Here is a 23,915-nt window from a genome sequence, read left to right on the forward strand (position 1 = left end):
CCATGCTGCCCTTTAGCTTTGCCACCACGGCACAGATTTTCTGCGAAACCGGCGCGTCTCGGCGTCTGGCCGAGTTGTGCCGCGAGCGCGGCGCGCAGCGGGTACTGATCGTCACCGATCCGGGCATCAGCAAGCTCGGCCTGCTGGACGAGGTGTTGCCAGGCTTTGCCCGTGCCGAGCTGACGGTTGAAGTATTCGATCAGGTGGTTGCCGACCCGCCCGAGGCCATTCTGCTGGCAGCGGTGGAGCAGGCTCGGGCGCTCAAGGCGCAGCTGATCATTGGTTTTGGTGGCGGCAGTTCGATGGACGTGGCCAAGCTGGTGGCGCTGCTGGCGCATCCCGAGTGCAGCCAGGCTTTGGCGCAGATGTATGGCGTTGGCAATGCTCGTGGGCAGCGCCTGCCGCTGATTCTGGTGCCGACCACCGCCGGTACCGGTTCGGAAGTCACGCAGATTTCCATCATCACCACCGGTGAAACCACCAAGATGGGTGTGGTTTCGCCGCTGCTGCTGCCGGACCTGGCCCTGCTCGATGCCGAGCTGACCCTCGGCTTGCCGCCGGCGGTGACTGCCGCCACCGGAATTGACGCCATGGTGCATGCCATCGAGGCCTACACCAGTGTGTTGAAAAAGAACCCGCTGTCCGACCTGCTGGCCCGCGAAGCGTTGCGTTTGTTGGCGGCCAATCTGGATGAGGTCGTGCATAACGGCGGTAACCGCGAGGCGCGTCAGGCCATGTTGCTGGGTTCCTGCCTGGCCGGCCAGGCGTTTGCCAATGCGCCCTGCGCGGCGGTACATGCACTGGCCTATCCACTGGGCGGGCATTTCCATATTCCCCATGGGCTGTCCAACGCCCTGGTACTGCCACATGTGCTGGCCTTCAACGCCAGTGCCGCCGCGCCGCTGTATGCCGAGCTGGCACCGCTGGTACTGGGCGAGCGCTTGCAAGGTGGCAGTGCTGCGCAGCAGACCGAGCACTTTATCGCGGCCCTGGCCGATTTCAGCGTGCGCAGCGGCCTGCCGACGCGTCTGCGTGACGCCGGTGTACCGCAGGACATGCTGCCGACCATGGCCCGTGATGCGATGTTGCAGCAACGCCTGCTGGTGAATAACCCGCGTGAAGTGAACGAAGCCCAGGCCCAGGCCATTTACCAGGCGGCGTATTGAGCCGCCTCGCTAACTTCAAGGATTACCGATGAGCCAACCCCAACACCTGCGCGGCGATTACCGGCACTTTCAGCCGATCACCACGCGCTGGCATGACAACGACGTCTACGGCCACGTCAACAACGTCACCTACTACAGCTTCTTCGACAGTGCGGTGAACACCTACCTGATTGAGGTCGGTGGCCTGGATATCCATAACGGCAGTGTGGTGGGCTTTGTGGTCAGCTCCAGCTGCGATTACTTCGCCTCCATCGCCTTCCCCGAGTGCATCGAGATCGGCTTGCGGGTCGGCAAACTGGGCAACAGTTCGGTGCAGTACGAGCTGGCGGTGTTCAAGGCTGGTGAAGGTGAGGCCTGCGCTGCCGGGCGCTTTGTGCATGTCTTTGTCGACCGCAGCAGCAACCGCCCGGTGAGCATTCCCGAGAACCTGCGGGCGGCGCTGACGGTGCTGCTGGTGGAACCGACAGCGTAGCGGCACTTGAGTGGCGTGCCGTCAGGCTCTCCCACATAAACAAAAAAGCCGCTGTTAGGCGGCTTTTTGCTGTCAGCATTCGGCACTTAGCGGTGTTTGTGCTTTTTATGCTTCTTGTGTTTCTTGCCGTGGTAATGGCCGCGATCACGTTCGCTGCCGCCGGCGTATTCATTAGCCAATGCGCCACCGGCCGCGCCGCCCAGGCCGGCGCCGATGGTTGAACCGGTGCTGCCGCCGACCTTGTTACCCAGTACCGAGCCACCGGCTGCGCCCAGGCCGCCGCCCAATGCGGCTTCGGTCTTGTTACCGTCGCGGGCGGTAATGACGCCACCTGCCGCGCCGCCCAGGCCTGCACCAATCGCCGCGCCGGTACTGCCACCGACCTGTTGACCGATTACGTTGCCCAGGGCACCACCAATACCGCCGCCGATGGCGACCTTGCCGGTATCGCCCGCCAGGGCCAGGGGCGAAGCCAGGGCGCTGAATAACAGCGCAGAAAATAATGTACGCATACGGCAGACCTTCTCGACTAAATGGGTGTGCGGAGCTAGGCCTTTGTTTCTAAAGGATGATTTGTCCGCGCACAGTCTTAGAGGGCGATTTGCCGAAAAATTCCCTGCCGCTGGTCGCCGCTGTGATCGCCGCCACAGATTCGCTTAAAGAATGCGCGCAGCGGCCTGATGGGCCTGCAAGCGGATGGCTACGTACTTCGAGGTCGGAGTAAAGCTGCCCGCACCAAAACTCTGCAACGGCACCAGCGGGTTGGCCTCTGGGTAATAAGCGGCGGCCTGGCCGGCGGGGATGTCGAAAGCCAGCAGGGTAAAGCCCTCGACCTTGCGCTCAATGCCGTCATCCCAGATGGACTGGATATCGACCTGCTGCCCCGGCTGAAAGCCCAGGCGCAGAATGTCCGCCTCATTGACGAACAGTACCTGGCGCTGGCCCTTGACCCCACGGTAGCGGTCATCCAGGCCATAGATGGTGGTGTTGTACTGGTCGTGAGAGCGCAGCGTCTGCAGGATCAGATCCGGCGTTTGCCCGCTGCTGCGCACTTGCGGCGGCAGCAGGTCGGCGGGCAGCGGGTTGGCCTTGAAGTTGGCTTTGTGGCTGGCGGTCAGCCAGCGCCGTTCGGCAGCGGCGTTGCCCAGGTAGAAGCCGCCGGGATGTTGCAGGCGTTGGTTGAAATCGCTGAAACCGGGAATGGTCTCGGCAATCAGTTCGCGGATGCGCCGGTAATCGGCAATCAGCGCGTCCCAGTCCGCCGGATGGTTACCCAGGGTGGCCTTGGCGATACCGGCGATGATCGCCGGCTCCGAACGCATCTGCGCCGACAGCGGTTCGAGCTGGCCGTAAGAGGCGTGGATCATGCTGAACGAGTCTTCCACGGTCACCGCCTGCGGGCCGCCGGCCTGCTGGTCGATATCGGTGCGGCCCAGGCACGGCAGAATCAGCGCGTCGGCTCCGGTGGTCAGGTGGCTGCGGTTGAGCTTGGTGCTGATCTGCACGGTCAGCGCGCAGCGGCTCAGCGCGGCATGGCTGCGCGGGCTGTCCGGAGTGGCCTGGGCAAAGTTGCCGCCCAGGCCGATAAACACCTTGGCCTGACCGTCGAGCATGGCGTTGATCGCCTCGACGGTGTTGTGGCCCTGCGCGCGCGGCACTTGGAAGTTAAAGCGTTGCTCCAGCGCATCGAGAAAAGCCGCCGACGGGCGCTCATTGATGCCCATGGTGCGATCGCCCTGCACGTTGCTGTGGCCGCGCACTGGGCACAGGCCAGCGCCGGGGCGGCCGAGGTTGCCGCGCAGCAGCTGCAGGTTGACGATCTCCTGAATGGTCGCCACCGAGTTGTGGTGCTGGGTGATGCCCATGGCCCAGCAGATGATCACCCGCTCGGCGCGGCGGTAGAGCAGGGCGGCGTGTTGCAACTCGTCCAGACTCAGGCCGGATTGCTCGACCAGCGAATCCCAACTGCTGGCATCCAGCAGCGCTAGATAGTCGTCCACGCCGTGGGTGTGTTCCGCGATAAAGGCCAGATCGAACACCGCCGGTTCGCCCTGGGCCAGCGCTTCGCGGTGCCACTGCAACAGAAACTTGGCGATGCCGCGCAGGGCGGCTAGATCGCCACCCAGTGCCGGGCGGAAGAACGCGGTGTTGAGCGGCTCGGAGCCGTTGGTCAGCATTTCCAGCGCATGTTGCGGATGCTGAAAACGCTCCAGTCCGCGCTCTTTCAGTGGGTTAAAGCACACCACTTGGGCGCCGCGTTTAACCGCCTCGCGCAGCGGTTCAAGCATGCGCGGGTGGTTGGTGCCGGGGTTTTGCCCAAGCACGAAGATCGCATCGCTGTGCTCGAAGTCGGCGAAAGTCACGCTGCCCTTGCCGACGCCCACGCTTTGCCCGAGGGCCACGCCGCTGGCTTCGTGACACATGTTCGAGCAGTCAGGAAAGTTGTTGCTGCCAAAGGCGCGGACGAACAGCTGATACAGGTAGGCCGCTTCGTTGCTGGCGCGGCCGGAGGTGTAGAACTCGGCCTGATTGGGGCTTTCCAGCGCCTTTAAATGCTCGGCAATCAGGGCGAAGGCGGCATCCCAACTGATCGGTTGGTAGTGATCGCTGGTGGCGTCATAGCGCATCGGCTCGGTCAGGCGTCCCTGGTATTCGAGCCAGTAATCGCTCTGCTCACGCAACTGACTGACGCTGTAACGGGCGAAGAAGGCGGCATCCACCCGGCGCTTGGTGGCTTCCCAATTGACCGCCTTGGCGCCGTTCTCGCAGAACTTGATCCGCCCGTCTTCCGGCGAATCACCCCAGGCGCAGCCGGGGCAGTCGAAACCGCCGTTCTGGTTGGTCTTGAGCAACGCGCGCAGGTTCTTGAACGGCTGTTTGCTGTCCAGCCAGAAGCGGGTCACGGCGTTCAGTGCACCCCAGCCAGCGGCAGCCCCTTTGTAGGGTTTGTAGCGTGGATTGATCGGTTGCAGGCTCATGGCTGAGCGACTCCGGGCGCGGCCGGGCTGTAAACCCGTGGCGCACTTTGTTGGGGCAGATGGATCAGGTTGAGGTTGTGCTGGCGCGCCCATTGCACGCTGAGGGTGGTCGGCGCAGACAGGCTGACCAGGGTGCCGATGCCGGCGCGCAGCGCCTTGTGGATCAGCTCCAGGCTGCAACGGCTGGTGACCACGGCAAAGCCCTTGCGCGGGTTTTCCCCTGCGCGATGCAGGGCGCCGAGCAGCTTGTCGAGGGCGTTATGCCGGCCGATATCTTCGCGGCACAGGCGCATCTGCCCCTGGTCATCGACAAACAGCGCGGCATGTACCGCGCCGCTGTGGCGGGCCATGGTTTGCACGGTCTGAATACGCGAGCGTAAACCCTGCAGATGAGCGGCGGCCGGCAGTGGGCTGGGCGTGAGGCTTTGCAGGTGCGGTAGGGCTTGCTCCAGCGCTTCGACCCCGCACAGGCCGCAGCCGCTATTGCCGGCTAAGGTGCGGCGCTGCTGCTTGAGTGCCCAGAACGCGCGGTTGCTGACTTGCACCTCGGCGTTGATGGCGTCGGCATGTGGCGTGAGACGGATATCGTAGACCTCATCGAAGCTGTCGATCAGGCCGGCGCTCAAGCTGAAACCGTAGATAAAGTCTTCAAGGTCGCTGGGCGACACCATCATCACGCTGTGGCTGATGCCGTTGTAGCTGATCGCCAGCGCTGTTTCGCTGGCCAACGCGGCATTGCCGTCCTGCTGGCTTTCCGCCAGTTCGACATAGTGATAGGTGGGCGCTGGCAGCAGCACCGGCGCGGAATCTTTATCGATGGTCGGGGCGTGACGTGGCATGAGCAGGCTTCCGGGCAGCGAGGCAGTAGCGCCAGCCTAGGCCGCTCTAACGGGGGCGTCTAATCGCTGTTGCCGATCTAGTGATCGACAGCGTCTATCAAGGCTTCAAGGCTGGGGCTTTCAGCTTGTCGCGTCTGCTAAAAGTTTCTGTGCTTCGGCAAAGCAGGCCTCTGCCAGGGCCGAGCGCGGCGCGCTGCGGCGCAGGATCAGGCCCAGCGGGGCGAGGGTGTGGGCGTCTTCGATGGGCGTCAGCGCCAGGTGTTCGGTGAACTCGGCCAGGCCGCTGTTGAGCGGCATGATCGCGCAGCACAGCCCGGCGCTGACTGCTTGCAGCAGTTGATGCACGGCATCGGTTTCCAGTCGTGGGTTGGGCGTCAGGCCACGGGAGCGAAAGCTGTGGTCGATCGACTGGCGAAAATGCATGCCGGCCGAGAGCAGGCCCAGCGGCAGGTCGATCAGGCTTTCCCAGCGCAGCGCCGGGCGGGTGAACTGGAAATGCCGGCGGTCATACAGCAGGCCCATGCGCGTTTCCGCCAGCTCCAGGCTGTCGAAATGCTCCGGGTTGAGGCGGTCGAGGTAGGACAGGCCGAGGTCGAGCTGATTACGCCCGAGGCGTTCGAGAATTTCCTCGCTGCTCAGGGCAAACAACTGAAAGCGCAGCCCGGCATGCTGCTCGGCGAAAAACTGTACCAGGCGCATCGGATCAAAGCCGGCCAGCGGCACCACGCCCAGACGCAAGGTGCCGACCAGCTGGCCACGGCAGGCAGCGGCTTCGGCATACAGGCCGTCGTGGGCGGCCATCACACTGCGTGCCCAGGCCAGGATGCGCTCACCTTCGGCGCTGAAACCTTCGAAGCGCTGGCCGCGTCGGACCAGTTCCAGACCCAGTTCGTCTTCCAGCTGACGCAGACGCATCGACAAGGTTGGCTGGGTGATATGGCAGCGCGCGGCGGCCTGACCGAAGTGGCGGGTTTCATCCAGGGCGATGAGGAACTTCAGCTGTTTGATATCCACGATGTGTCCTTAATACCCTGGTTTGCGCCGATTCTATCAGGCAGTTGCGTGCGCCCAGGCGCTGAATACGGCCTATGGCGCGGCCGGCAGCGACAGTGGCGGCTGTGGCACCTTTGTCACGAATCAGAGTCTAGACTTCTGGCTCCGGGCAGCACCGCCCGGTCACTTTCCAAGGAATCACGAGGAAGCCTTATGAGTCTGTTTGCCTTTGTCAAAGAAGCCGGAACCAAACTCTGGGAGTCGCTGGTCGGTCAGGAGGCCCAGGCGGCCGAGTCACTGGCGGCGCATGTCGCCAAGGTGGGCTTGGGGAACCCGGCGATTCAGATCAGCGTCGAGGGCGAGAAGGTCATTGCCCGTGGCGAGGTAGCCAGCCAGGAAGAGAAGGAGAAAATCCTGCTGGCGTTGGGCAACGTCGCCGGCGTCGCCGAAGTGGAAGACCATATCAGCGTGACCACGCCGGCCCCGGCGGCGCGCTTTGTCACGGTGAAGAAGGGCGACACCCTGAGCGCGATTGCCAAGGCCGAATACGGCAACGCCAATGCCTATCCGAAAATCTTTGAAGCCAACAAGCCGATGCTCAGCCACCCGGACAAGATCTATCCGGGCCAGGTGCTGCGTATTCCCGAGTAGAGCGCCATTGTGGGAGGGGCTTTAGCCGCGACTGTCGCCGCTAAAGCGCCTCCCACACATCATTAGCCGTTCTTCTCAAGGCCTTGCAACAACTCCCGATAATCCTCGACGGCCGCAAATTCCTCGGTGTCCTTCGGCCCCGCCTGACTATCCGGCTGGCGCACGGCGAGCAGGTGGCCGACGCCGAAACGCCCGGCGCTGCGCAGAATCGGCAGGCTGTCATCGATAAACAGGCTACGCGCAGGTGTGAAGCGGATGTCCTGCTGCAGGGCGTGCCAGAACTGCTGGTCTTCCTTGGGGAAACCATAGTCGTGGGAGCTGATCAGTCGGTCGAAATAGGGCGCCAGTTCGATACGTTCCAGCTTTAGCGACAGCGAATCGCGGTGTGCGTTGGTGATCATGACCACCTGTTTGCCGGCGGTGCGCAGGGCCTGAATAAAGGTGTCGGCGTCCGGGCGCAGGGCGATCAGGTGCGCCACTTCGCGCTTGAGGTCGCGGATCGACAGGTTCAGCTCGCGGCTCCAGAAATCCGTGCAGTACCAGTTGAGGGTGCCGGCGTGCTCGCGAAACAGCGGCAGCAGCTCGGCCTCGGCCAGCGCGCGGCTGACGCCATGCAACTCGGCATAGCGCTGCGGCAGGTGCTGCAACCAGAAGTGGTTGTCGAAGTGCAGGTCGAGCAGGGTGCCGTCCATATCCAACAGGACGGTGTCGATGGCGTTCCAGATCAGTGACGGCATGCAGGTTCTTTCGTTTACGCTGCGGGGCCTGTCGCGATTTTCGCCATGGGCGTCGTCATCGCGCAATCTCCGGCAGGGACAATGGGAAAAGGCACGGTATGATAACCCGCTACTTCACTTCACTCTCGATACATCCGGGCATTGCTGCACGCGCCAACGCGTGGCCGCCACACAGTCCGACAGGCCTGTAACAACCCGTCAAGGAGCCGCCCCATGCGTCAGAAGCCCACTGTCCTCGCTCGCGAAATCGTCGCCAGCAGCCGCCTGTTCCGCGTTGAGGAGTTGCAACTGCGCTTCAGCAATGGCGTGGAGCGCACCTACGAACGCCTGGTGGGCAAGGGCTCGGGCTATGGTGCGGTGATGGTGGTGGCGATGGTCGATGACGAGCACGCGCTGTTGGTCGAGGAATACTGCGGCGGCACCGATGACTACCAGTTGTCACTGCCCAAAGGGCTGATCGAGCCCGGTGAGGACGTGTTGGTGGCGGCCAACCGTGAGTTGAAGGAAGAAGCCGGCTTTGGTGCGCGTCAGCTGGAGCTGCTGGCCGAGCTGAGCCTGTCGCCGGGCTATATGAGCCAGAAGATTCAGGTGGTGCTGGCCTCGGACCTCTATGAAGAGCGCCTGCCGGGCGATGAGCCGGAGCCGATGCGCGTCGACCAGACCAGCCTGCGTGAGCTGTCTAGTTTGATCCAACACCCTCAATTCACCGAAGGCCGTGCCCTGGCGGCGCTGTATCTGGCCCGCGATGTACTGACTCAGCGCGGGATCTTTAAACCATGAGCCATCCGCTGATCCATGCTGTGATTGAACTGGTACGCCAGGCCGGCGTGGCGACGCTGCCGCATTGGCGCGCCGATGTAACGGTCAATGAAAAAGCCGACGCCTCGCCTGTGACTGCTGCGGATATGGCCGCGCACCATATTCTTAATGACGGCCTGCTGGCCCTTGCCCCGGATATTCCGGTGCTGTCTGAGGAAGCAGCGGATATTGCCCTGAGCACCCGTGCACAGTGGTCGCGTTGGTGGCTGGTCGACCCGCTGGATGGCACCAAGGAATTTATCGCCGGCTCCGAGGAATTCACCGTCAACGTCGCGCTGATCGAACAGGGCCGCGTAGTATTCGGCGTGGTGGGCATTCCGGCCACCGGTCAGTGCTATTACGGCGGTGCCGGTCTTGGGGCTTGGCGCGCCGATGCGGCGGGTATGGCTGAGCCGATTCATGTGCGTCTGGCCCCGCAGGAGGCCTTTACCCTGGTGGCCAGCCGCCGTCATTCCAGCCCGGCGCAGGAAGCGTTGTTGACCGGGTTGAGCGAGCGCTTTGGTGATCTGCAACTGGCCAATGTCGGCAGCTCGCTGAAGTTCTGCCTGCTGGCCGAAGGCAATGCCGATTGCTACCCGCGTTTGGCGCCGACTTCGCAGTGGGACACCGCCGCAGCGCAGGGCGTGCTGGAAGGGGCGGGCGGTGAAGTGCTGACGCTCAAGGGCGAAGTGTTGACCTATGAGGCGCGTGAGTCGCTGCTTAATCCGTATTTTCTGGCGCTGCCGGCTGCAGCAGCCTGGCGCACCGAGTTGATTCAGCTGGCCCGCGCGTTGGATTAAGCCCGTAGGATGGGTTAGCCGCAGGCCAACCCATCACTGATGCTCAGTCGAGCATATCGCCGTAGCGCGCGTCCTTCTTGAACAGCAGCGGCTGGGCGAAGCCCGGCACCTTGATCTGCTCGGTGCTGATCTCGATCTGCTGATCGTCGATCAGGTCATTACCGAAGTTATAGATAATCCCCAGATCTCCCAGCAGCGCTTGCGCGTCGTAGGTTTGAGCGGCGTGGCGCGTGGCTTCGCGGCGTTGCAGGTAGGCGGCGAAGGCCGCTTCGCCATGGCGCTTGCGCAGCATGCGTTCGGCCACATGCGGCGCCAGCAGCAGGGCGCTGGCGTTGTTGCCGCCAAAACCCTTGGAGTTGATAAAACAGACGTCGAGCTGCTCGGGCGTGCGGGTGCGGTCGCTGGTGGCGAAGCTCAGATGCTGCTGGTGCACGTCTTCAGCCACCGCATCGATGGTCTTGATGCCGGGGATGATGCCGTACTTGAAACTGCCCAGGGCGGAGATCACCTGATCGCCACTGGCGGTGGCCAGGGAGTGGCCGACAAAGGCTTTCACCGCCGTGACCGGCCATTGCTCGATGGCGAAGGCGCTGGCCACGCGGTCGAGAATTTCCGATTCGGTCACCCGGTTGGCCGGGGTGCTGGAGCCGTGGGCATGCACAAAGCTGCGCTCGCGCACCGCGTCGATGCCCAGCAGCTGAACGGCGCTGGCCACGGCCTTGGCCACGGTCAGGTAGTTGCCGGGGCCGGGGGCGGAAATGGATTTCTTGAAGCCGTCGGCGTTGATAAACACATCCGGCACCGCACCATGAATATCCGCGCCCAGCTCCAGAGCCAGTTCATCATCCATCAGCACCACGAACTGGCAGGCCTCGGCCAGGGTAAAGCCACAGTTTTCGCCAAACGGGCGGCTGGCGCGGCGGAAGTCGACCGAGTCCTTGCCTTCGATCTGGCGTAGGCCGTCTTCGGTGGCCAGCGCGCCCATGGCGCCGTAACCCTCGATGCATTCCTGATTGATTGGCGCTTCGCTGCTGCCGATTATCACTACCCGCGCTTTGCCATTGGCAATCTGTTCGATGCCCTTCTGCAGGTTATAGAGGAAGGTGGCGCAGGCGCCGGTGATGGCGCCGGTGGTGCCAACGCTGCCCAGCACGTAGGCGTTGATAAAGTCCGCCGACATGGTGTTGAGGCCCAGGGCCAGTTGCTTGGCGGTGACGCGGCCGCCTTTGAGGCGCGACTGCATCAGGCCGCCGAAGCCGTTTTCGTCGAGCTGACTCATGATGCAACTGGAGAACACCGCGACTTCGTCGGGGGCCACGTGCTGCATGATGGTTTGCCAATCGATGCCGGTGGCGCGTAGCGCGTCGGTGACGCCGGCGATGGTCATGGCCAGGCCGCGCGGGTGGAAGCGCGCGTTGTACAGCTCGCTCGGTTCGAAGCCTGTGGGCAGCTGGCCGGCGGATTTCACCGGCAGGGCGCGGTAGCTGTCGACCTTGAATTCGCAGTTGTCGTGCAGGGTCACCAGCACTTCGCTGGCGTTCAGTTCGTCCACTGTCCAGTCGCTCGGCAGCGGCTCGGGCAGGTGCTTGCGCAGGGTGATAAAGCTCAGCGGCTGACCGGCGGTGGCGCTGATGTCGATGGTTTTCTGCCAGTGTGCGGCGTCGACATCCAGATGCTGTTTCTCGATACGGCGCACCAGGGTCGAGGCGAGAATCTGCTCGGCGAAGCGGCTGTCGATCTCGGCCAGGCTCAGGGTGTTGCCGGAGTCATCCTGATAGTGGCCATCAACCACCTTGACCAGCTTCATCATCACTGCCAGGCCGGCGAGGGTTTGCTGGCGCGCGGGCGTATCCATGGATTCGATTACGGTGCGGCGGAAGCCATGGTGAAAGGAGCTGCGCCCGGCCGCGTTATAGCCACCAAAACCAACGATCACAGGTAAGCGTGAGGTCACTCGATAACTCCTTGAAAAGAGGGCGCCAGACAAGCCGAGATAAAGCTATGGAGGCTTGTCACGCAGTCTGGAGCGCGCTGCGGCGGTTATTACGCCGCGCTCAAGCGCCCAGCATGGCTGTTCGGATGCCTATGCTGACGTGATTGCTGACTTGCGAGTCACGGTTTCGACCAAGGTCGCGCATCGCTAAAGCCTTACGGCTGTTATGGTCTCTGCGCACAACGCCCAGCTGGAGAACAACAATGCACAGCGTCAATCCCTACGAGTACGGCATGCCCCGCGATGCGGCGAATTTTCAGGCACTCAGCCCACTGAGCTTTCTTGAGCGCGCCGCCAGTGTCTATCCGCAGCGCCTGGCGTTGATCAATGGCAGCCTGCGCCAGACCTGGGGCGAAACCTACAGCCGCAGTATTCGTTTGGCCTCGGCGCTGGCCCAGCGCGGCATCGGCCTGGGCGACACGGTGGCGGTGATCGCGCCCAACGGCCCGGCAATGTTCGAGGCGCATTTTGGCGTGCCGATGTGTGGCGCGGTGCTGAATGCCATCAACACTCGCCTGGATGCCGAAGCCATCGCCTTTATCCTGCAGCACGGCGAAGCCAAGGTGCTGCTGGTGGACAAGGAGTTCGGCGAACTGGCGCAGCGTGTGGTCGGCCATTTGCCCCAGCCGCCGTTGGTGATTGGCATCGATGACCCGGAATACGCTGACGGTCTGCTGATCGGCCAGCTGGAGTACGAGGCGCTGCTGGCCGAAGGCGACCCTGACTATGCCTGGCAGTTGCCGGCGGACGAGTGGCAGGCGATCTCGCTCAACTACACCTCCGGCACCACCGGCAACCCCAAAGGCGTGGTCTATCACCACCGAGGCGCTCACCTGAATGCGCTGTCCAACGCCATGTGCTGGGACATGAGCCGCTTCCCGGTGTACCTGTGGACGCTGCCGATGTTCCACTGCAATGGCTGGTGCTTCCCCTGGGCGCTGGCCGCCTATGTCGGGGTCAACGTGTGCCTGCGCCATGTGCGCGCCGAAGCCATCTACCCTGCCATCGCCGAGCATGGTGTCGACCATTTCTGTGGCGCGCCGATCGTGCTGAATATGCTGGCCAACGCCGATGACGCGCTGAAAGCGCTGAAAACCCAACCGGTCAAAGTGCTCACCGCCGGCGCCGCGCCGCCTGCGGCGGTGATCGAGGCCATGGAAGCCCTGGAGTTTCGCGTGACCCACGTTTATGGCCTGACTGAGACCTACGGCCCCAGCGTGGCCTGCGAATGGAAGAGCGAGTGGGACAGCGAAACTCCGGAACAGCGCGCGCGCCTGAAGTCCCGCCAGGGCGTGCGTGCGCCGCTGCTCGACGGCCTGATGGTGGCCGACCCGGATACTCTGCAACCGGTGCCGAAAGATGGTCAGACCATCGGCGAAATCATGATGCGCGGCAACGTGGTGATGAAAGGCTATTTGAAGAACCCCTCAGCCACCGCCGAGGCCTTTGCCGGCGGCTGGTTCCACTCCGGCGACCTGGCGGTGTGGCACGCCGACGGTTATGTAGAAATCAAGGATCGCAGCAAGGACATCATTATTTCCGGCGGCGAGAACATCTCCTCCATCGAAGTGGAAGACGTGTTGTATCGCCATCCACTGATTCTGGAGGCGGCCGTAGTGGCCATGGCCCATGCCAAATGGGGCGAAACACCCTGCGCCTTCGTCACCCTCAAGCCGGGCGCCGAGTTGACCGCCGAGGAAGTCGTCACCTTCTGTCAGCAGCGCATGGCGCGCTTCAAGGTGCCGGGCTGTGTGGTGTTTACCAGCCTGCCGAAAACCAGCACCGGCAAGGTGCAGAAGTTCGTGCTGCGCGAGCAGGCCAAGCAGTTGGCTGCCCAGCAGGCAGTGGCATAAAGGGGGTTGAAGGCACTTGTTACAGGTTTAAATGGATAGCGAGTTGAGAACCTAAATGGCATTCACTAGTATTTGGCACCTTAACTCGTCTATACCAAGAGGCATTCTTCATGCAGGTAAGCAAAGGGTTGTTCGCTGCACTCTCTCTCACAGCGCTGGCCAGCACGGCGCAGGCCGCCGATGAAGTGGTGGTTTACTCCGCGCGTATCGACGAGCTGATCAAGCCGGTATTCGACGCCTACACCGCGAAAACCGGGGTTAAGGTCAAGTTCATCACCGACAAGGAAGCGCCGCTGATCGCGCGTCTGAAAGCTGAAGGTGCCAACACCCCGGCTGACCTGCTGATCACCGTCGACGCCGGCAACCTCTGGCAGGCCGAGCAGGAAGGCGTGCTGCAGCCGACCAAATCCGAGCTGATTGCCGCCAATATCCCCGCCCAGTATCGCTCCAGCACCGACAGCTGGACTGGCTTGTCGCTGCGCGCGCGGACCATCTTCTACTCCACCGAGCGGGTTAAACCGAGCGAGCTGAGCACTTACGAAGCCCTGGCCGACAAGAACTGGGAAGGCCGTCTGTGCCTGCGTACCAGCAAGAAGGTCTACAACCAGTCGCTGACCGCCACCCTGATCGAAACCCATGGTGAAGCCAAAACCGAAGAAATCGTCAAAGGCTGGGTGAGCAACCTGGCGACCGACGTATTCGCCGATGACACCGCGCTGCTGCAGGCCATCGACGCGGGTCAGTGCGACGTCGGTATCACCAACACTTACTACTACGGCCGTCTGCACAAGCAGCAGCCTGATCTGAAAGTGAAGCCGTACTGGCCGAACCAGAACGACCGTGGCGTGCACGTCAACCTGGCCGGTGCTGGTGTGACCAAGCATGCGCCAAACGCTGAAGCCGCGCGCAAACTGCTGGAGTGGATGACTACTCCGGAAGCGCAAACCATCTTCGCGGGCGTCAACCAGGAGTTTCCGGCCAACCCGGCTGTTGAGCCTTCTGCCGAAGTGGCAGCCTGGGGTACCTTCAAGGCCGACACCATCGCCACTGAAGTGGCTGGCAAGCGTCAGGCAGAAGCGACCATGTTGATGGATCGCGCTGGCTGGAACTGAGCCTGGGCTAAGCCGGCAGGTGGAAAAGCCGTCACGGTTTTCCACCCTGCAACTCGCTGGCTTTATACTGCCGACGCCCCGCACTTGCGGGGCGTTGTCTTTTCCGCTGTAGAGGACTTTGCGTGGCCCATCCTGCCCAGCGCCGCTGGTACCCCATCGCCTTTGCCGTTGCCTTGCTGGTGCTGTTGCCGCTGAGCGTGTTGCTGTTCAGCTGGCACGAGGTCGATCAGCAGATCTGGGCGCACCTGTGGCAAACCCAGTTACCGCGTCTGCTCGGCAATACCCTGGTGCTGGTAGTGGGCGTAGGCGTAGGTGTGACGCTGCTCGGCGTCAGCCTGGCCTGGCTTACCAGCCTCTGCGAGTTTCCCGGCAGGCGTTGGCTGGACTGGGCGCTGATGCTGCCATTTGCCATTCCCGCCTATGTACTGGCGTTCGTGTTTGTCGGCCTGCTGGATTTTTCCGGCCCGCTGCAAACCCTGCTGCGCGAGTGGTTTGGCAACGATGTGCGCTTTCGCGTGCGTTCGACTGGCGGGGTGATCATCGTTCTGGTGCTGGTGTTCTATCCCTACGTTTACCTGCTCGCGCGCAATGCCTTTCTGGCGCAGGGCAAGGGCCTGATGGAAGCCGCGCGGGTGCTTGGTCTGAGCCCGTGGCGGGCGTTCTGGCGTGTCGCTTTGCCGATGGCGCGACCGGCGATTGGTGCCGGTCTGGCCCTGGCCATCATGGAAACCCTGGCGGATTTCGGTGCGGTGGCGGTATTCAACTTCGACACCTTTACCACCGCGATCTACAAGACCTGGTACAGCTTCTATAGCCTGACCAGCGCCACTCAGCTGGCCAGCCTGCTGTTGCTGGCGGTGATGCTGGTGCTTTACGGCGAGCGCCGCGCCCGTGGTGCGGTGCGCCCGGTGAATGAGCGAGCACGCAGCAAGGCGCTCTATCACCTCACGGGCGGCAAGGCGTTGGCCGCCAGCGCCTGGTGCGGGCTGGTGTTTGCCTGCGGCTTTGTTATCCCGGTGCTGCAGCTGCTTATCTGGTTCTGGCAGCGTGGCCGCTTCGATCTGGATGAGCGCTACAGCGCGCTGATTCTGCACACCCTGTATCTGGGCGCGATGGCGGCGCTGATCACCGTCAGCGTGGCACTGTTGCTGGCCTTCGCTCGGCGTATGACACCAACCCGGCTGATGCGCTCCACTGTCGGCGTGGCCAATCTTGGCTATGCCTTGCCCGGTTCGATGCTGGCGGTGGCGATCATGCTGGCGTTCAGTTACCTGGACCGTGAGCTGGTGATCCCGCTTTCCACATGGCTGGGTGGTGCGGGCAAGCCGGTGCTGCTCGGCAGCCTGTCGGCGCTGTTGCTGGCTTATATGATCCGCTTTATGGCGGTGGCCTACGGGCCGCTGGAAAACAGTCTGGCGCGGATTCGCCCGTCCTTGCCGGAAGCTTCGCGCAGCCTCGGTGTTGGCGGCGTCGGGCTGTTCTTCAAGGTCTATCTGCCCCTGCTGGTGCCGGGTGCGCTGTCGGCGGCGCTGCTGGTGTTCGTCGATGTGCTCAAGGAAATGCCCGCCACCCTGCTGATGCGCCCGTTCGGCTGGGACACGTTATCGGTGCGGGTATTTGAAATGACCAGCGAAGGCGAGTGGGCGCGCGCCGCGCTGCCGGCCCTGACCCTGGTACTGGTCGGCCTGTTGCCGGTGATTCTGCTGATCCGCCGATCTGCGCGCCGTCACGGTTAGCCTCGCGGGCTTGCGCGACAGGCTGCCACGCTGGGATGACCGCCCCCGGTGTTGCGGCTACAATGCGCGCCATTCGCAGCGGCCGATCATCTTGATAGCCCGTGCCAGTGCCCGATTGTGTGGGCTCAGCCGGGTTGCCGCTGCACTGCCCAGCCCGCAAGGAGACACTTATGGGACAGCGCACACCACTCTATGACCTGCACCTCGCTTTGGGTGCCAAGATGGTCGACTTCGGCGGTTGGGACATGCCGTTGCACTATGGCTCGCAGGTCGAGGAGCACCACCAGGTGCGTCGCGACTGCGGGGTGTTCGATGTGTCGCACATGACCGTGGTGGATGTCAGCGGCAGCCAGGCCAAGGCCTACCTGCAACACCTGCTGGCCAACGACATCGAACGCCTGCAAAGCATCGGTAAAGCCCTCTACAGCGGTATGCTCAATGAACAGGGCGGGGTGGTGGATGATTTGATCGTCTACCTCACCGACTTTGGTTACCGCGTGGTGGTGAATGCCTCGACCCGCGACAAGGACCTGGCCTGGATGCGCCTGCAGAGCGTCGACTTTGACGTGCAGCTGCAAGAACGCGCCGAGCTGGCGATGCTGGCCATTCAAGGCCCGCATGCGCGCAGCAAGACTGCCGAGCTGGTAAGCCAATCGCGTGCCAACCTGATTCAGAGCCTCAAGCCGTTCGAAGGCCAGCCCGATGGCGAGTGGTTTATCGCACGCACTGGCTACACCGGCGAAGACGGTCTGGAAATCATGCTGCCGGCCAGCGAAGTGGTGGCCTTCCTCAATGAACTGGTCGGTGCTGGGATTTCCCCGATTGGTCTCGGCGCGCGCGACACCCTGCGCCTGGAAGCCGGGATGAATCTGTACGGCCAGGACATGGACGAAAGCGTCACCCCGTTGGCCGCCAATATGGCCTGGACCATCGCCTGGGAGCCGGCCAGCCGTGGTTTTGTTGGTCGTGCCGCGCTGCAGAAGCAAAAAGCCGAAGGCGTCGCCTCCAAGCTCGTCGGCCTGGTGCTGGAAGAGCGCGGCGTGCTGCGTGCGCATCAGGTTGTGCGGGTTGAGGGCGTGGGCGAAGGCGAGATCACCAGTGGCAGCTTCTCGCCGACCCTGGGTAAATCCATCGCCCTGGCCCGTGTGCCGGCGGCGACCAGCGAACGCGCCGAGGTAGAGATTCGCGGCAAGTGGTACCCGGTGCGGGTGGTCAAGCCGACGTTTGTACGTAACGGCAAGGCGCTTATCTGAGCCTTGAGCTGGCCATGGATGGTCGAGAACGCCCCGGTTTGTAACGGTGCGCCAGGTTTTTAAAGACTTTCTTTCGGTATGGCCAAGGCCTGCTAAATTTCCATGACGGCGTGGTCGCCGTCATGTCAGATGAGGAACGACACATGAGCAATATCCCCGCCGATCTGCGTTACGCCGCCAGCCACGAGTGGGCGCGCCTGGAAGCCGATGGCAGCGTTACCGTAGGCATTTCCGATCACGCTCAGGAAGCCCTGGGTGATGTGGTGTTCATCGAGCTGCCAGAAGTCGGCAAGAGCCTGAATGCCGGTCAGGAAGCCGGGGTGGTGGAATCGGTCAAGGCCGCGTCCGACATCTATGCACCGGTCTCCGGTGAAGTGATCGCGATCAACGACGGTCTGGCCGACAGTCCGGAAAGCGTCAACAGCGATCCGTACGGCAGCTGGTTCTTCAAGCTCAAGCCGAGCGATGCCAGCGAGTTGGACAAACTGCTGGATGCCGCCGGCTACAAGGCGGCTGCCGACAGCGACGCCTAAGTACCTCGCTACAACGACAAAGCCCCGCATGGCGGGGCTTTGTCGTTTTTGGCAAACCTGCGGCTTACTCAGCCTGTGTGGCAACCACTCGCAGCAGGACGCCATCCTGGCCCACCACGCGAACCGACGTCCCCACGGGTAGGTCGGCACCGCTGACCAGCCACAGACTGTCACCGGCCTTGATCTTGCCGCGCCCGCCACTGATGGCTTCATGCAGCACGAAGTCGCGGCCGATGAATTCACTGCCGCGCTGGTTCAGTCCCGGCTGGTCGGAGGGTTTCGCCGCACTGCGCTGGCGTTGCCACCAGAACACTGCAGTGAGCACCGAGAGCACGCCGAACAGCACGAACTGGGCTGCCCAGGGCAGGCCAGGGAAGATAAAGGTCAGCAGGCCAACACTGGCGGCGGCCAGGCCGATCCACAACAGGTAGCCACCGGCGCCGAACACTTCGAGGATCAGCAACAGGGTGCCCAGGGCCAACCAGTTCCAGTACGACAGGTGCTGTAAGAAGTCCCACATGACTTAACCCTTCTTCTCACCGAAGGTGGCTTTGACGATTTCACCGATGCCGCCGACTGCGCCAATCATCTGGCTGGCTTCCAGCGGCATCAGCACAACCTTGCTGTTATTGGCGCTGGCCAGCTGGCCGAGGGCTTCGATGTACTTCTGCGCAACGAAGTAGTTGACCGCCTGCACGTTGCCGCTGGCGATGGCCTCGGAGACCATGCGGGTGGCTTCTGCTTCGGCCTGGGCCGCACGTTCACGTGCCTCGGCTTCGAGGAACGCGGCCTGGCGCTGACCTTCGGCCTTGAGAATATCGCCCTGTTTCTGCCCTTCGGCGGTGAGGATGGCGGCAGCGCGCAGGCCTTCGGCTTCGAGAATCTGCGCACGCTTGATCCGTTCGGCTTTCATCTGCCCGGACATGGCCGCCATCAGGTCGTCGGGCGGGCTGATGTCCTTGATCTCGATACGGGTGATCTTGATGCCCCAGGGTGCGGTGGCTTCGTCCACGGTCTTGAGCAGACGCTCGTTGATCGCATCGCGCTGGCCGAGCATGGCGTCCAGCTCCATGGAGCCGAGCACGGTGCGGATATTAGTCATCACCAGGTTGCGGATGGCGTGCTCGAGGTTGTTCACCTCATAGGCGGCTTGCGCCGAGTTGATGATCTGGAAGAAGCAGATGGCGTCGATCTGCACCGTGGCGTTGTCGGCGGTGATGACTTCCTGTGGCGGAATATCCAGCACGTTTTCCATCACGTTGAGCTTGCGACCGATCTTGTCCATCACCGGCACAATGATGTTAAGGCCCGGCTTCAGGGTGTTGGTGTAGCGACCAAAGCGCTCCACGGTCCATTCGAAGCCCTGAGGCACGACCTTGAAACCCATGAAGACGATGGCGACGGCGAGGCCGACAAAGAGAAAGATGACGCTGCCGATTTCCATGTGGTGTAGCTCCTTGGTGAAGTGATGTCTGCGGGTTAGCGGTTCAGGTATCTAAGCACAGTTGGCCTGGCGCTGCTGTCGAGGCCGTTGCAAGCTGCGTGGCTAGATCAGCGTGTTGGCTGGGCCAATGCTATTGGCGGCGTTGGCAGGCGCTATTTCTGCTCGCTCTGCGGGGTAACCCGCAGCACTTCCTCTATGGTGGTCAGGCCCGCGGCCACCTTTTGTGCGCCGGACAGGCGTAGGCTGCGCATGCCTTCCTTGAAGGCGTGCCGACGCAGGGCGATCAGGTCGGTATCGGCGGTGATCAGCGGCTTCATCGCGTCATTGATCAGCATGATTTCATACACCCCGGCGCGGCCGCGGTAGCCGGTGTCGCGGCATTCCAGGCAACCGACAGCGCGGCAGGCCTGGGTCGGCAGTGGCGCGCTCCAGGGTTTGGTCAGGCTTTGCCAGCCGTCTTCGTCCAGCGTTTGTGGCGCTTTGCAGTGCGGGCACAGGGTACGCACCAGGCGTTGCGCCATCACGCCGAGCAGGGTTGCTTTGAGCAGGTAGTGCGGCACGCCCAGTTCCAGCAGGCGGGTGATGGCGCTGGGGGCATCGTTGGTGTGCAGCGTCGAGAGCACCAAGTGGCCGGTGAGCGCAGCCTGGATCGCCATCTCGGCGGTCTCCAGGTCGCGGATCTCGCCGACCATGATGATGTCGGGGTCCTGGCGCATCAGCGCGCGCACGCCGCTGGCGAAGGTCAGGTCGATATTGCTCTGCACCTGCATCTGGTTAAAGGCGCCCTCGATCATTTCGATCGGGTCTTCGATGGTGCAGACGTTGACCTCTTGCGTGGCCAGTTGCTTGAGCGTGGTGTACAGCGTGGTGGTCTTGCCCGAGCCGGTGGGGCCGGTGACCAGGATGATGCCGTTGGGCTGGCTGGTCATGCTCTGCCAGCGTTTCAGGTCATCGGCGGAGAAACCCAGCTGGTCGAAGCTTTTCAGCAACACTTCCGGGTCGAAGATCCGCATCACCATTTTTTCGCCAAAGGCGGTGGGCAGGGTCGACAGACGCAGTTCCACTTCACCGCCATCCGGGGTCTTGGTCTTGACCCGGCCGTCCTGGGGCTTGCGCTTTTCTGCGACGTTCATTCGTCCCAGGCTTTTCAGGCGGCTGACTACCGCCATGGTCACCTGCGGCGGGAACTGGTAGACGGTGTGCAGCACGCCGTCGATACGAAAGCGCACGCTGCCTTGCTCGCGGCGCGGTTCGATATGGATATCACTGGCGCGCTGGGTAAAAGCGTACTGAAACAGCCAGTCGACGATATTGACGATATGCGCGTCGTTGGCATCGGGCTCCTGATCCTGGGCACCAAGGTTGAGCAGTTGCTCGAAGTTACCGGTGTTACTGATCTTCATGTCGCCCGTGTTGGCCCCGGTGACCGACTTGGCCAGGCGATAGAATTCCACGGTAAAGCGCTGGATATCCGCCGGGCTGGCCACCACGCGCTTGATCGGGCGCTTGAGCACATGGGTCAGGTCGGTTTCCCAGCTGTGCACCAGCGGCTGGCTGCTGGCGATGGTCACGCTGTCGCTGTCCACCGCCACGGCAAGAATCTTGTGGCGCTGGGCGAAGGCGTAGGACATCAGCGGGGTGATGGCCGCGACATTGATTTTCAGCGGATCGATGCGCAGAAAGGGTTGGCCGCATTGTTCGGCTAGCCAACTGGTGAGGCCTTCGAGCTCAAGCTTCTTGCCGGGAGTTTTCAGGTCATCGAGCTGCTGCGCGGCGAGAAACTCCAGCGGGTGCTGCTGGTTGTTGACCGCACTGCGGCGGATCGCCAGGCATTGTTCGGCATTGTCCTGGCTGGTCCGCCCCTGGGCGACCAGCTCGCGCAGCAGATCAGCGAGTTCCAGCTGGCGATCATGGGCGGACGAGACGAATGCGGACATAAAACTCCCTGACGATCCTGATTACGTGTTAACGACCTGCTAAGCACTGTCGGCAGCATGACGCCAAGGGCGCGGGTTGTCTGCCGACTTGATCCATTTTTGCACAGCCGCCAGCCCTAGCCGCAGCGCAGCAGACGTCAGGCGCGCTTGAGGGTTTTTACACCCTCTGCGGTACCCAGCAGTAACAGATCTGCTGGGCGTGCAGCGAACAGACCGTTGGTGACCACTCCGACTATGGCGTTGATCTGGCTTTCCAGTTCGGCCGGGTTGGTAATCGACAGGTTGAATACATCGAGGATGATATTGCCGTTGTCGGTCACCACGCCTTCGCGGTACACCGGGTCGCCGCCGAGTTTGACCAACTGGCGCGCCACATGGCTGCGCGCCATCGGGATCACTTCCACTGGCAGTGGGAAGGCGCCGAGCACCGGTACCAGCTTGCTGGCGTCGGCGATGCAGATAAAGGTCTGTGCCACGGCCGCGACGATCTTCTCGCGGGTCAGGGCCGCGCCACCGCCCTTGATCAGGTTGAGGTGTTCGTCGCTCTCGTCGGCGCCGTCGACATAGAACTCCAGGTCGCTGACGGTGTTCAGCTCATACACTGGAATGCCATGGCCCTTGAGGCGTGCAGCGGTGGCTTCGGAGCTGGCCACGGCACCATCGAATTCCATCTTGTGCTTGGCCAGGGCATCGATAAAACAGTTGGCGGTGGAGCCGGTGCCGACTCCGATCACACTCTTGGCGTCGAGTTTGGGAAGAATAAAGTCGACGGCAGCCTGGGCGACGGCTTGCTTGAGTTGATCCTGGTTCATCTTTATAAGGCCTGGCGTGGGAGTGGTGGAAAGGCGCGAATTATAGCGCGGCTGCGCCGGCGACGTTAAAACCCTGCCTGTCAGGCCGCGTGAGAGCGTAGCGAGCGAAGGTCAGGCAAGGCAAAAAGAGGCGAGGAAGCGAAGTGTACTGTTGTACATGAGCATTCCGAGCCTGTTTTTAACGCCGCATCACCGAGCGCAGTAGCTCTCGCGTGGTCTGCTTGTATGGTCGTTCGGCGCAACGCTGGGGTAGACTCGCGAACTCCCTGGAAAACCGCCTGCGATGCCCGCCATGCTCGAACAGTACGTCAAGAAAATCCTCACCTCGCGCGTCTATGACGTGGCGGTGGAAACCCCGCTGCAAGCCGCCAACCAGCTTTCCGAGCGCCTGGGCAACCAGATTCTGCTCAAGCGTGAAGACCTGCAACCGGTGTACTCGTTCAAGATTCGCGGTGCCTACAACAAGCTGGCGCAGCTCTCGGCCGAGGAACAGGCGCGTGGTGTGGTCACCGCCTCGGCCGGCAACCATGCCCAGGGCTTGGCGCTGGCGGCCAAGGTGCTTGGGGTCAAGGCGACCATCGTGATGCCCAAGACCACCCCGGAGATCAAGGTGCAGGGCGTACGTTCGCGCGGCGGCAAGGTGGTGCTGCACGGCGACAGCTTCCCCGAGGCGCTGGCCTATTCGCTGAAACTGGTCGACGAGAAGGGCTACATCTATATCCATCCCTACGATGACCCGCACACCATCGCCGGCCAGGGCACCATTGCCATGGAAATCCTCCGTCAGCAGCCGGGGGCGATCGACGCGATCTTCGTGCCGGTGGGTGGCGGCGGGCTGATTGCGGGTATCGCTGCCTACGTCAAATACCTGCGCCCGGAGATTAAGGTCATCGGTGTTGAACCGGACGATTCCAATTGCCTGCAGGCCGCGATGGCCGCTGGTGAGCGTGTGGTGTTGCCGCAGGTTGGACTGTTTGCCGATGGCGTGGCGGTGGCGCAGATCGGTCAGCACACCTTCGATGTGTGCAAGGACCATGTTGACGAGGTGATTACCGTCAGCACCGACGAGATCTGTGCGGCGATCAAGGACATCTACGACGACACCCGTTCGATCACCGAACCGGCTGGCGCGCTGAGCGTGGCCGGAATCAAGAAGTATGTGGAGCGCGAAGGCTGCAGCGGGCGCGTATTGGTCGGCATTGATTCGGGTGCCAACGTCAATTTCGACCGCCTGCGCCATGTCGCCGAACGCGCCGAACTGGGCGAGAAGCGTGAAGCGATCATCGCCGTGACCATCCCCGAGCAACCGGGCAGCTTCAAGGCCTTCTGCGAAGCCATCGGCAAGCGGCAGATCACCGAGTTCAACTACCGCTACCACGAGGATAAGGAAGCGCACATCTTTGTCGGCGTGCAGACCCACCCGGACAGCGATCCGCGTGCGGTGCTGGTGCAGGGCCTGCGTGAGCAGGGCTTCCCGGTGCTGGACCTGACCGACAACGAGCTGGCCAAGCTGCATATCCGTCATATGGTAGGCGGCCATGCGGCGGCGGTGCCGGATGAGTGCGTGTACCGGTTCGAATTTCCCGAGCGCCCGGGTGCGTTGTTCAATTTCTTACAGAAATTGGGTGGGCGCTGGAATATCTCGATGTTCCACTACCGCAACCACGGCGCGGCCGATGGTCGCGTGGTCGCGGGCTTGCAAGTGCCGCAGGCCGAGCGTCATCTGGTGCCGGCGGCGCTGGAAGCCATCGGCTATCCCTATTGGGATGAGAGCGATAATCCGGCGTACAAACTTTTCCTAGGCTAAT

General features: G+C 62.6%; 21 protein-coding genes. 11 read left to right on the top strand and 10 right to left on the bottom strand.

Features of this window, described 5'->3' with window-relative positions:
• The first annotated feature begins 2 nt into the window (after nucleotides 1-2).
• Both IOD17_RS01365 and IOD17_RS01370 read left to right on the top strand, forming a co-directional pair.
• A complete protein-coding gene (locus IOD17_RS01365) occupies nucleotides 3-1,166 on the top strand; it encodes an iron-containing alcohol dehydrogenase (protein WP_233683321.1) in 1,164 nt (387 codons plus the stop codon).
• A 28-nt stretch (nucleotides 1,167-1,194) separates the two neighbouring features.
• Nucleotides 1,195-1,638, top strand: a complete 444-nt coding sequence (locus IOD17_RS01370) for an acyl-CoA thioesterase (RefSeq protein ID WP_233683322.1) — start codon at nucleotides 1,195-1,197, stop codon at nucleotides 1,636-1,638.
• 86 nt (nucleotides 1,639-1,724) lie between these two features.
• Here the strand turns inward: IOD17_RS01370 and IOD17_RS01375 are convergent, their stop codons facing one another.
• From IOD17_RS01375 to IOD17_RS01390, 4 genes are all read right to left on the bottom strand, one after another.
• Complete coding sequence (locus tag IOD17_RS01375) at nucleotides 1,725-2,150, bottom strand: glycine zipper domain-containing protein (protein ID WP_233683323.1); 426 nt, start codon at nucleotides 2,148-2,150, stop codon at nucleotides 1,725-1,727.
• Nucleotides 2,151-2,294: 144 nt separating this feature from the next.
• Nucleotides 2,295-4,616 (bottom strand): FdhF/YdeP family oxidoreductase, encoded by a 2,322-nt coding sequence (locus tag IOD17_RS01380; protein ID WP_233683324.1) that lies wholly within the window; start codon nucleotides 4,614-4,616, stop codon nucleotides 2,295-2,297.
• Nucleotides 4,613-5,455, bottom strand: a complete 843-nt coding sequence (gene fdhD / locus IOD17_RS01385; protein ID WP_233683325.1) for a formate dehydrogenase accessory sulfurtransferase FdhD — start codon at nucleotides 5,453-5,455, stop codon at nucleotides 4,613-4,615. The genes IOD17_RS01380 and fdhD overlap by 4 nt, the downstream gene beginning before the upstream one ends.
• 120 nt (nucleotides 5,456-5,575) lie before the next feature.
• Nucleotides 5,576-6,469: a LysR family transcriptional regulator gene (locus IOD17_RS01390; RefSeq protein ID WP_233683326.1), complete on the bottom strand. Its 894-nt coding sequence runs from the start codon at nucleotides 6,467-6,469 to the stop codon at nucleotides 5,576-5,578.
• 192 nt (nucleotides 6,470-6,661) lie between these two features.
• Here IOD17_RS01390 and lysM point away from each other — a divergent pair, with 192 nt between their 5' ends.
• Nucleotides 6,662-7,099, top strand: a complete 438-nt coding sequence (gene lysM / locus IOD17_RS01395; protein ID WP_233683327.1) for a peptidoglycan-binding protein LysM — start codon at nucleotides 6,662-6,664, stop codon at nucleotides 7,097-7,099.
• A gap of 62 nt (nucleotides 7,100-7,161) precedes the next feature.
• Here lysM and yrfG read toward each other — a convergent pair whose 3' ends face one another.
• Nucleotides 7,162-7,836: a GMP/IMP nucleotidase gene (gene yrfG, locus IOD17_RS01400; protein ID WP_233683328.1), complete on the bottom strand. Its 675-nt coding sequence runs from the start codon at nucleotides 7,834-7,836 to the stop codon at nucleotides 7,162-7,164.
• 213 nt (nucleotides 7,837-8,049) lie between these two features.
• Here yrfG and nudE point away from each other — a divergent pair, with 213 nt between their 5' ends.
• A complete protein-coding gene (nudE, locus tag IOD17_RS01405) occupies nucleotides 8,050-8,616 on the top strand; it encodes an ADP compounds hydrolase NudE (protein WP_233683329.1) in 567 nt (188 codons plus the stop codon).
• Nucleotides 8,613-9,434 carry a 3'(2'),5'-bisphosphate nucleotidase CysQ gene (cysQ, locus tag IOD17_RS01410; protein WP_233683330.1) on the top strand — a complete coding sequence of 274 codons (822 nt, stop codon included), beginning with the start codon at nucleotides 8,613-8,615 and terminating at the stop codon, nucleotides 9,432-9,434. Before nudE ends, cysQ begins: the two co-directional genes overlap by 4 nt.
• 43 nt (nucleotides 9,435-9,477) lie before the next feature.
• On the opposite strand, the gene IOD17_RS01415 is transcribed toward cysQ, so the two are convergent.
• Entirely contained in the window at nucleotides 9,478-11,388 is a 1,911-nt protein-coding gene (locus tag IOD17_RS01415; RefSeq protein WP_233683331.1) for a beta-ketoacyl synthase, read from the bottom strand.
• Between the two features lie 242 nt (nucleotides 11,389-11,630).
• Here IOD17_RS01415 and IOD17_RS01420 point away from each other — a divergent pair, with 242 nt between their 5' ends.
• The 5 genes from IOD17_RS01420 (at nucleotide 11,631) to gcvH (ending at nucleotide 17,914) form a co-directional block, all read left to right on the top strand.
• Complete coding sequence (locus IOD17_RS01420; RefSeq protein WP_233683332.1) at nucleotides 11,631-13,280, top strand: acyl-CoA synthetase; 1,650 nt, start codon at nucleotides 11,631-11,633, stop codon at nucleotides 13,278-13,280.
• Between the two features lie 110 nt (nucleotides 13,281-13,390).
• The gene (locus tag IOD17_RS01425) at nucleotides 13,391-14,392 is read left to right on the top strand and encodes an extracellular solute-binding protein (RefSeq protein ID WP_233683333.1); all 1,002 of its coding nucleotides are present in this window, start codon (nucleotides 13,391-13,393) and stop codon (nucleotides 14,390-14,392) included.
• Nucleotides 14,393-14,514: 122 nt separating this feature from the next.
• Entirely contained in the window at nucleotides 14,515-16,128 is a 1,614-nt protein-coding gene (locus IOD17_RS01430) for an ABC transporter permease (protein WP_233683334.1), read from the top strand.
• A gap of 170 nt (nucleotides 16,129-16,298) precedes the next feature.
• Nucleotides 16,299-17,381 (top strand): glycine cleavage system aminomethyltransferase GcvT, encoded by a 1,083-nt coding sequence (gcvT, locus tag IOD17_RS01435; RefSeq protein ID WP_233683335.1) that lies wholly within the window; start codon nucleotides 16,299-16,301, stop codon nucleotides 17,379-17,381.
• A gap of 143 nt (nucleotides 17,382-17,524) precedes the next feature.
• Nucleotides 17,525-17,914, top strand: coding sequence for a glycine cleavage system protein GcvH (gcvH, locus tag IOD17_RS01440; protein ID WP_233683336.1), 390 nt, complete (start codon nucleotides 17,525-17,527; stop codon nucleotides 17,912-17,914).
• Nucleotides 17,915-17,978: 64 nt separating this feature from the next.
• Here the strand turns inward: gcvH and IOD17_RS01445 are convergent, their stop codons facing one another.
• From IOD17_RS01445 to rpiA, 4 genes are all read right to left on the bottom strand, one after another.
• On the bottom strand, nucleotides 17,979-18,434 hold the full coding sequence (locus tag IOD17_RS01445) for an NfeD family protein (RefSeq protein WP_233683337.1): 456 nt from the start codon (nucleotides 18,432-18,434) through the stop codon (nucleotides 17,979-17,981).
• Nucleotides 18,435-18,437: 3 nt separating this feature from the next.
• A complete protein-coding gene (locus IOD17_RS01450; protein ID WP_233683338.1) occupies nucleotides 18,438-19,358 on the bottom strand; it encodes an SPFH domain-containing protein in 921 nt (306 codons plus the stop codon).
• Nucleotides 19,359-19,510: 152 nt separating this feature from the next.
• Nucleotides 19,511-21,295: a GspE/PulE family protein gene (locus IOD17_RS01455; protein ID WP_233683339.1), complete on the bottom strand. Its 1,785-nt coding sequence runs from the start codon at nucleotides 21,293-21,295 to the stop codon at nucleotides 19,511-19,513.
• A gap of 137 nt (nucleotides 21,296-21,432) precedes the next feature.
• Complete coding sequence (gene rpiA, locus IOD17_RS01460; RefSeq protein WP_233683340.1) at nucleotides 21,433-22,107, bottom strand: ribose-5-phosphate isomerase RpiA; 675 nt, start codon at nucleotides 22,105-22,107, stop codon at nucleotides 21,433-21,435.
• A gap of 292 nt (nucleotides 22,108-22,399) precedes the next feature.
• On the opposite strand from rpiA, the gene ilvA reads away from it, so the two are divergent.
• Entirely contained in the window at nucleotides 22,400-23,914 is a 1,515-nt protein-coding gene (gene ilvA / locus IOD17_RS01465) for a threonine ammonia-lyase, biosynthetic (protein WP_233683341.1), read from the top strand.
• The last annotated feature ends 1 nt before the right edge of the window (nucleotide 23,915 follow it).

Source organism: Pseudomonas anguilliseptica (assembly GCF_021375795.1).
Lineage (GTDB): Bacteria > Pseudomonadota > Gammaproteobacteria > Pseudomonadales > Pseudomonadaceae > Aquipseudomonas > Aquipseudomonas anguilliseptica_A.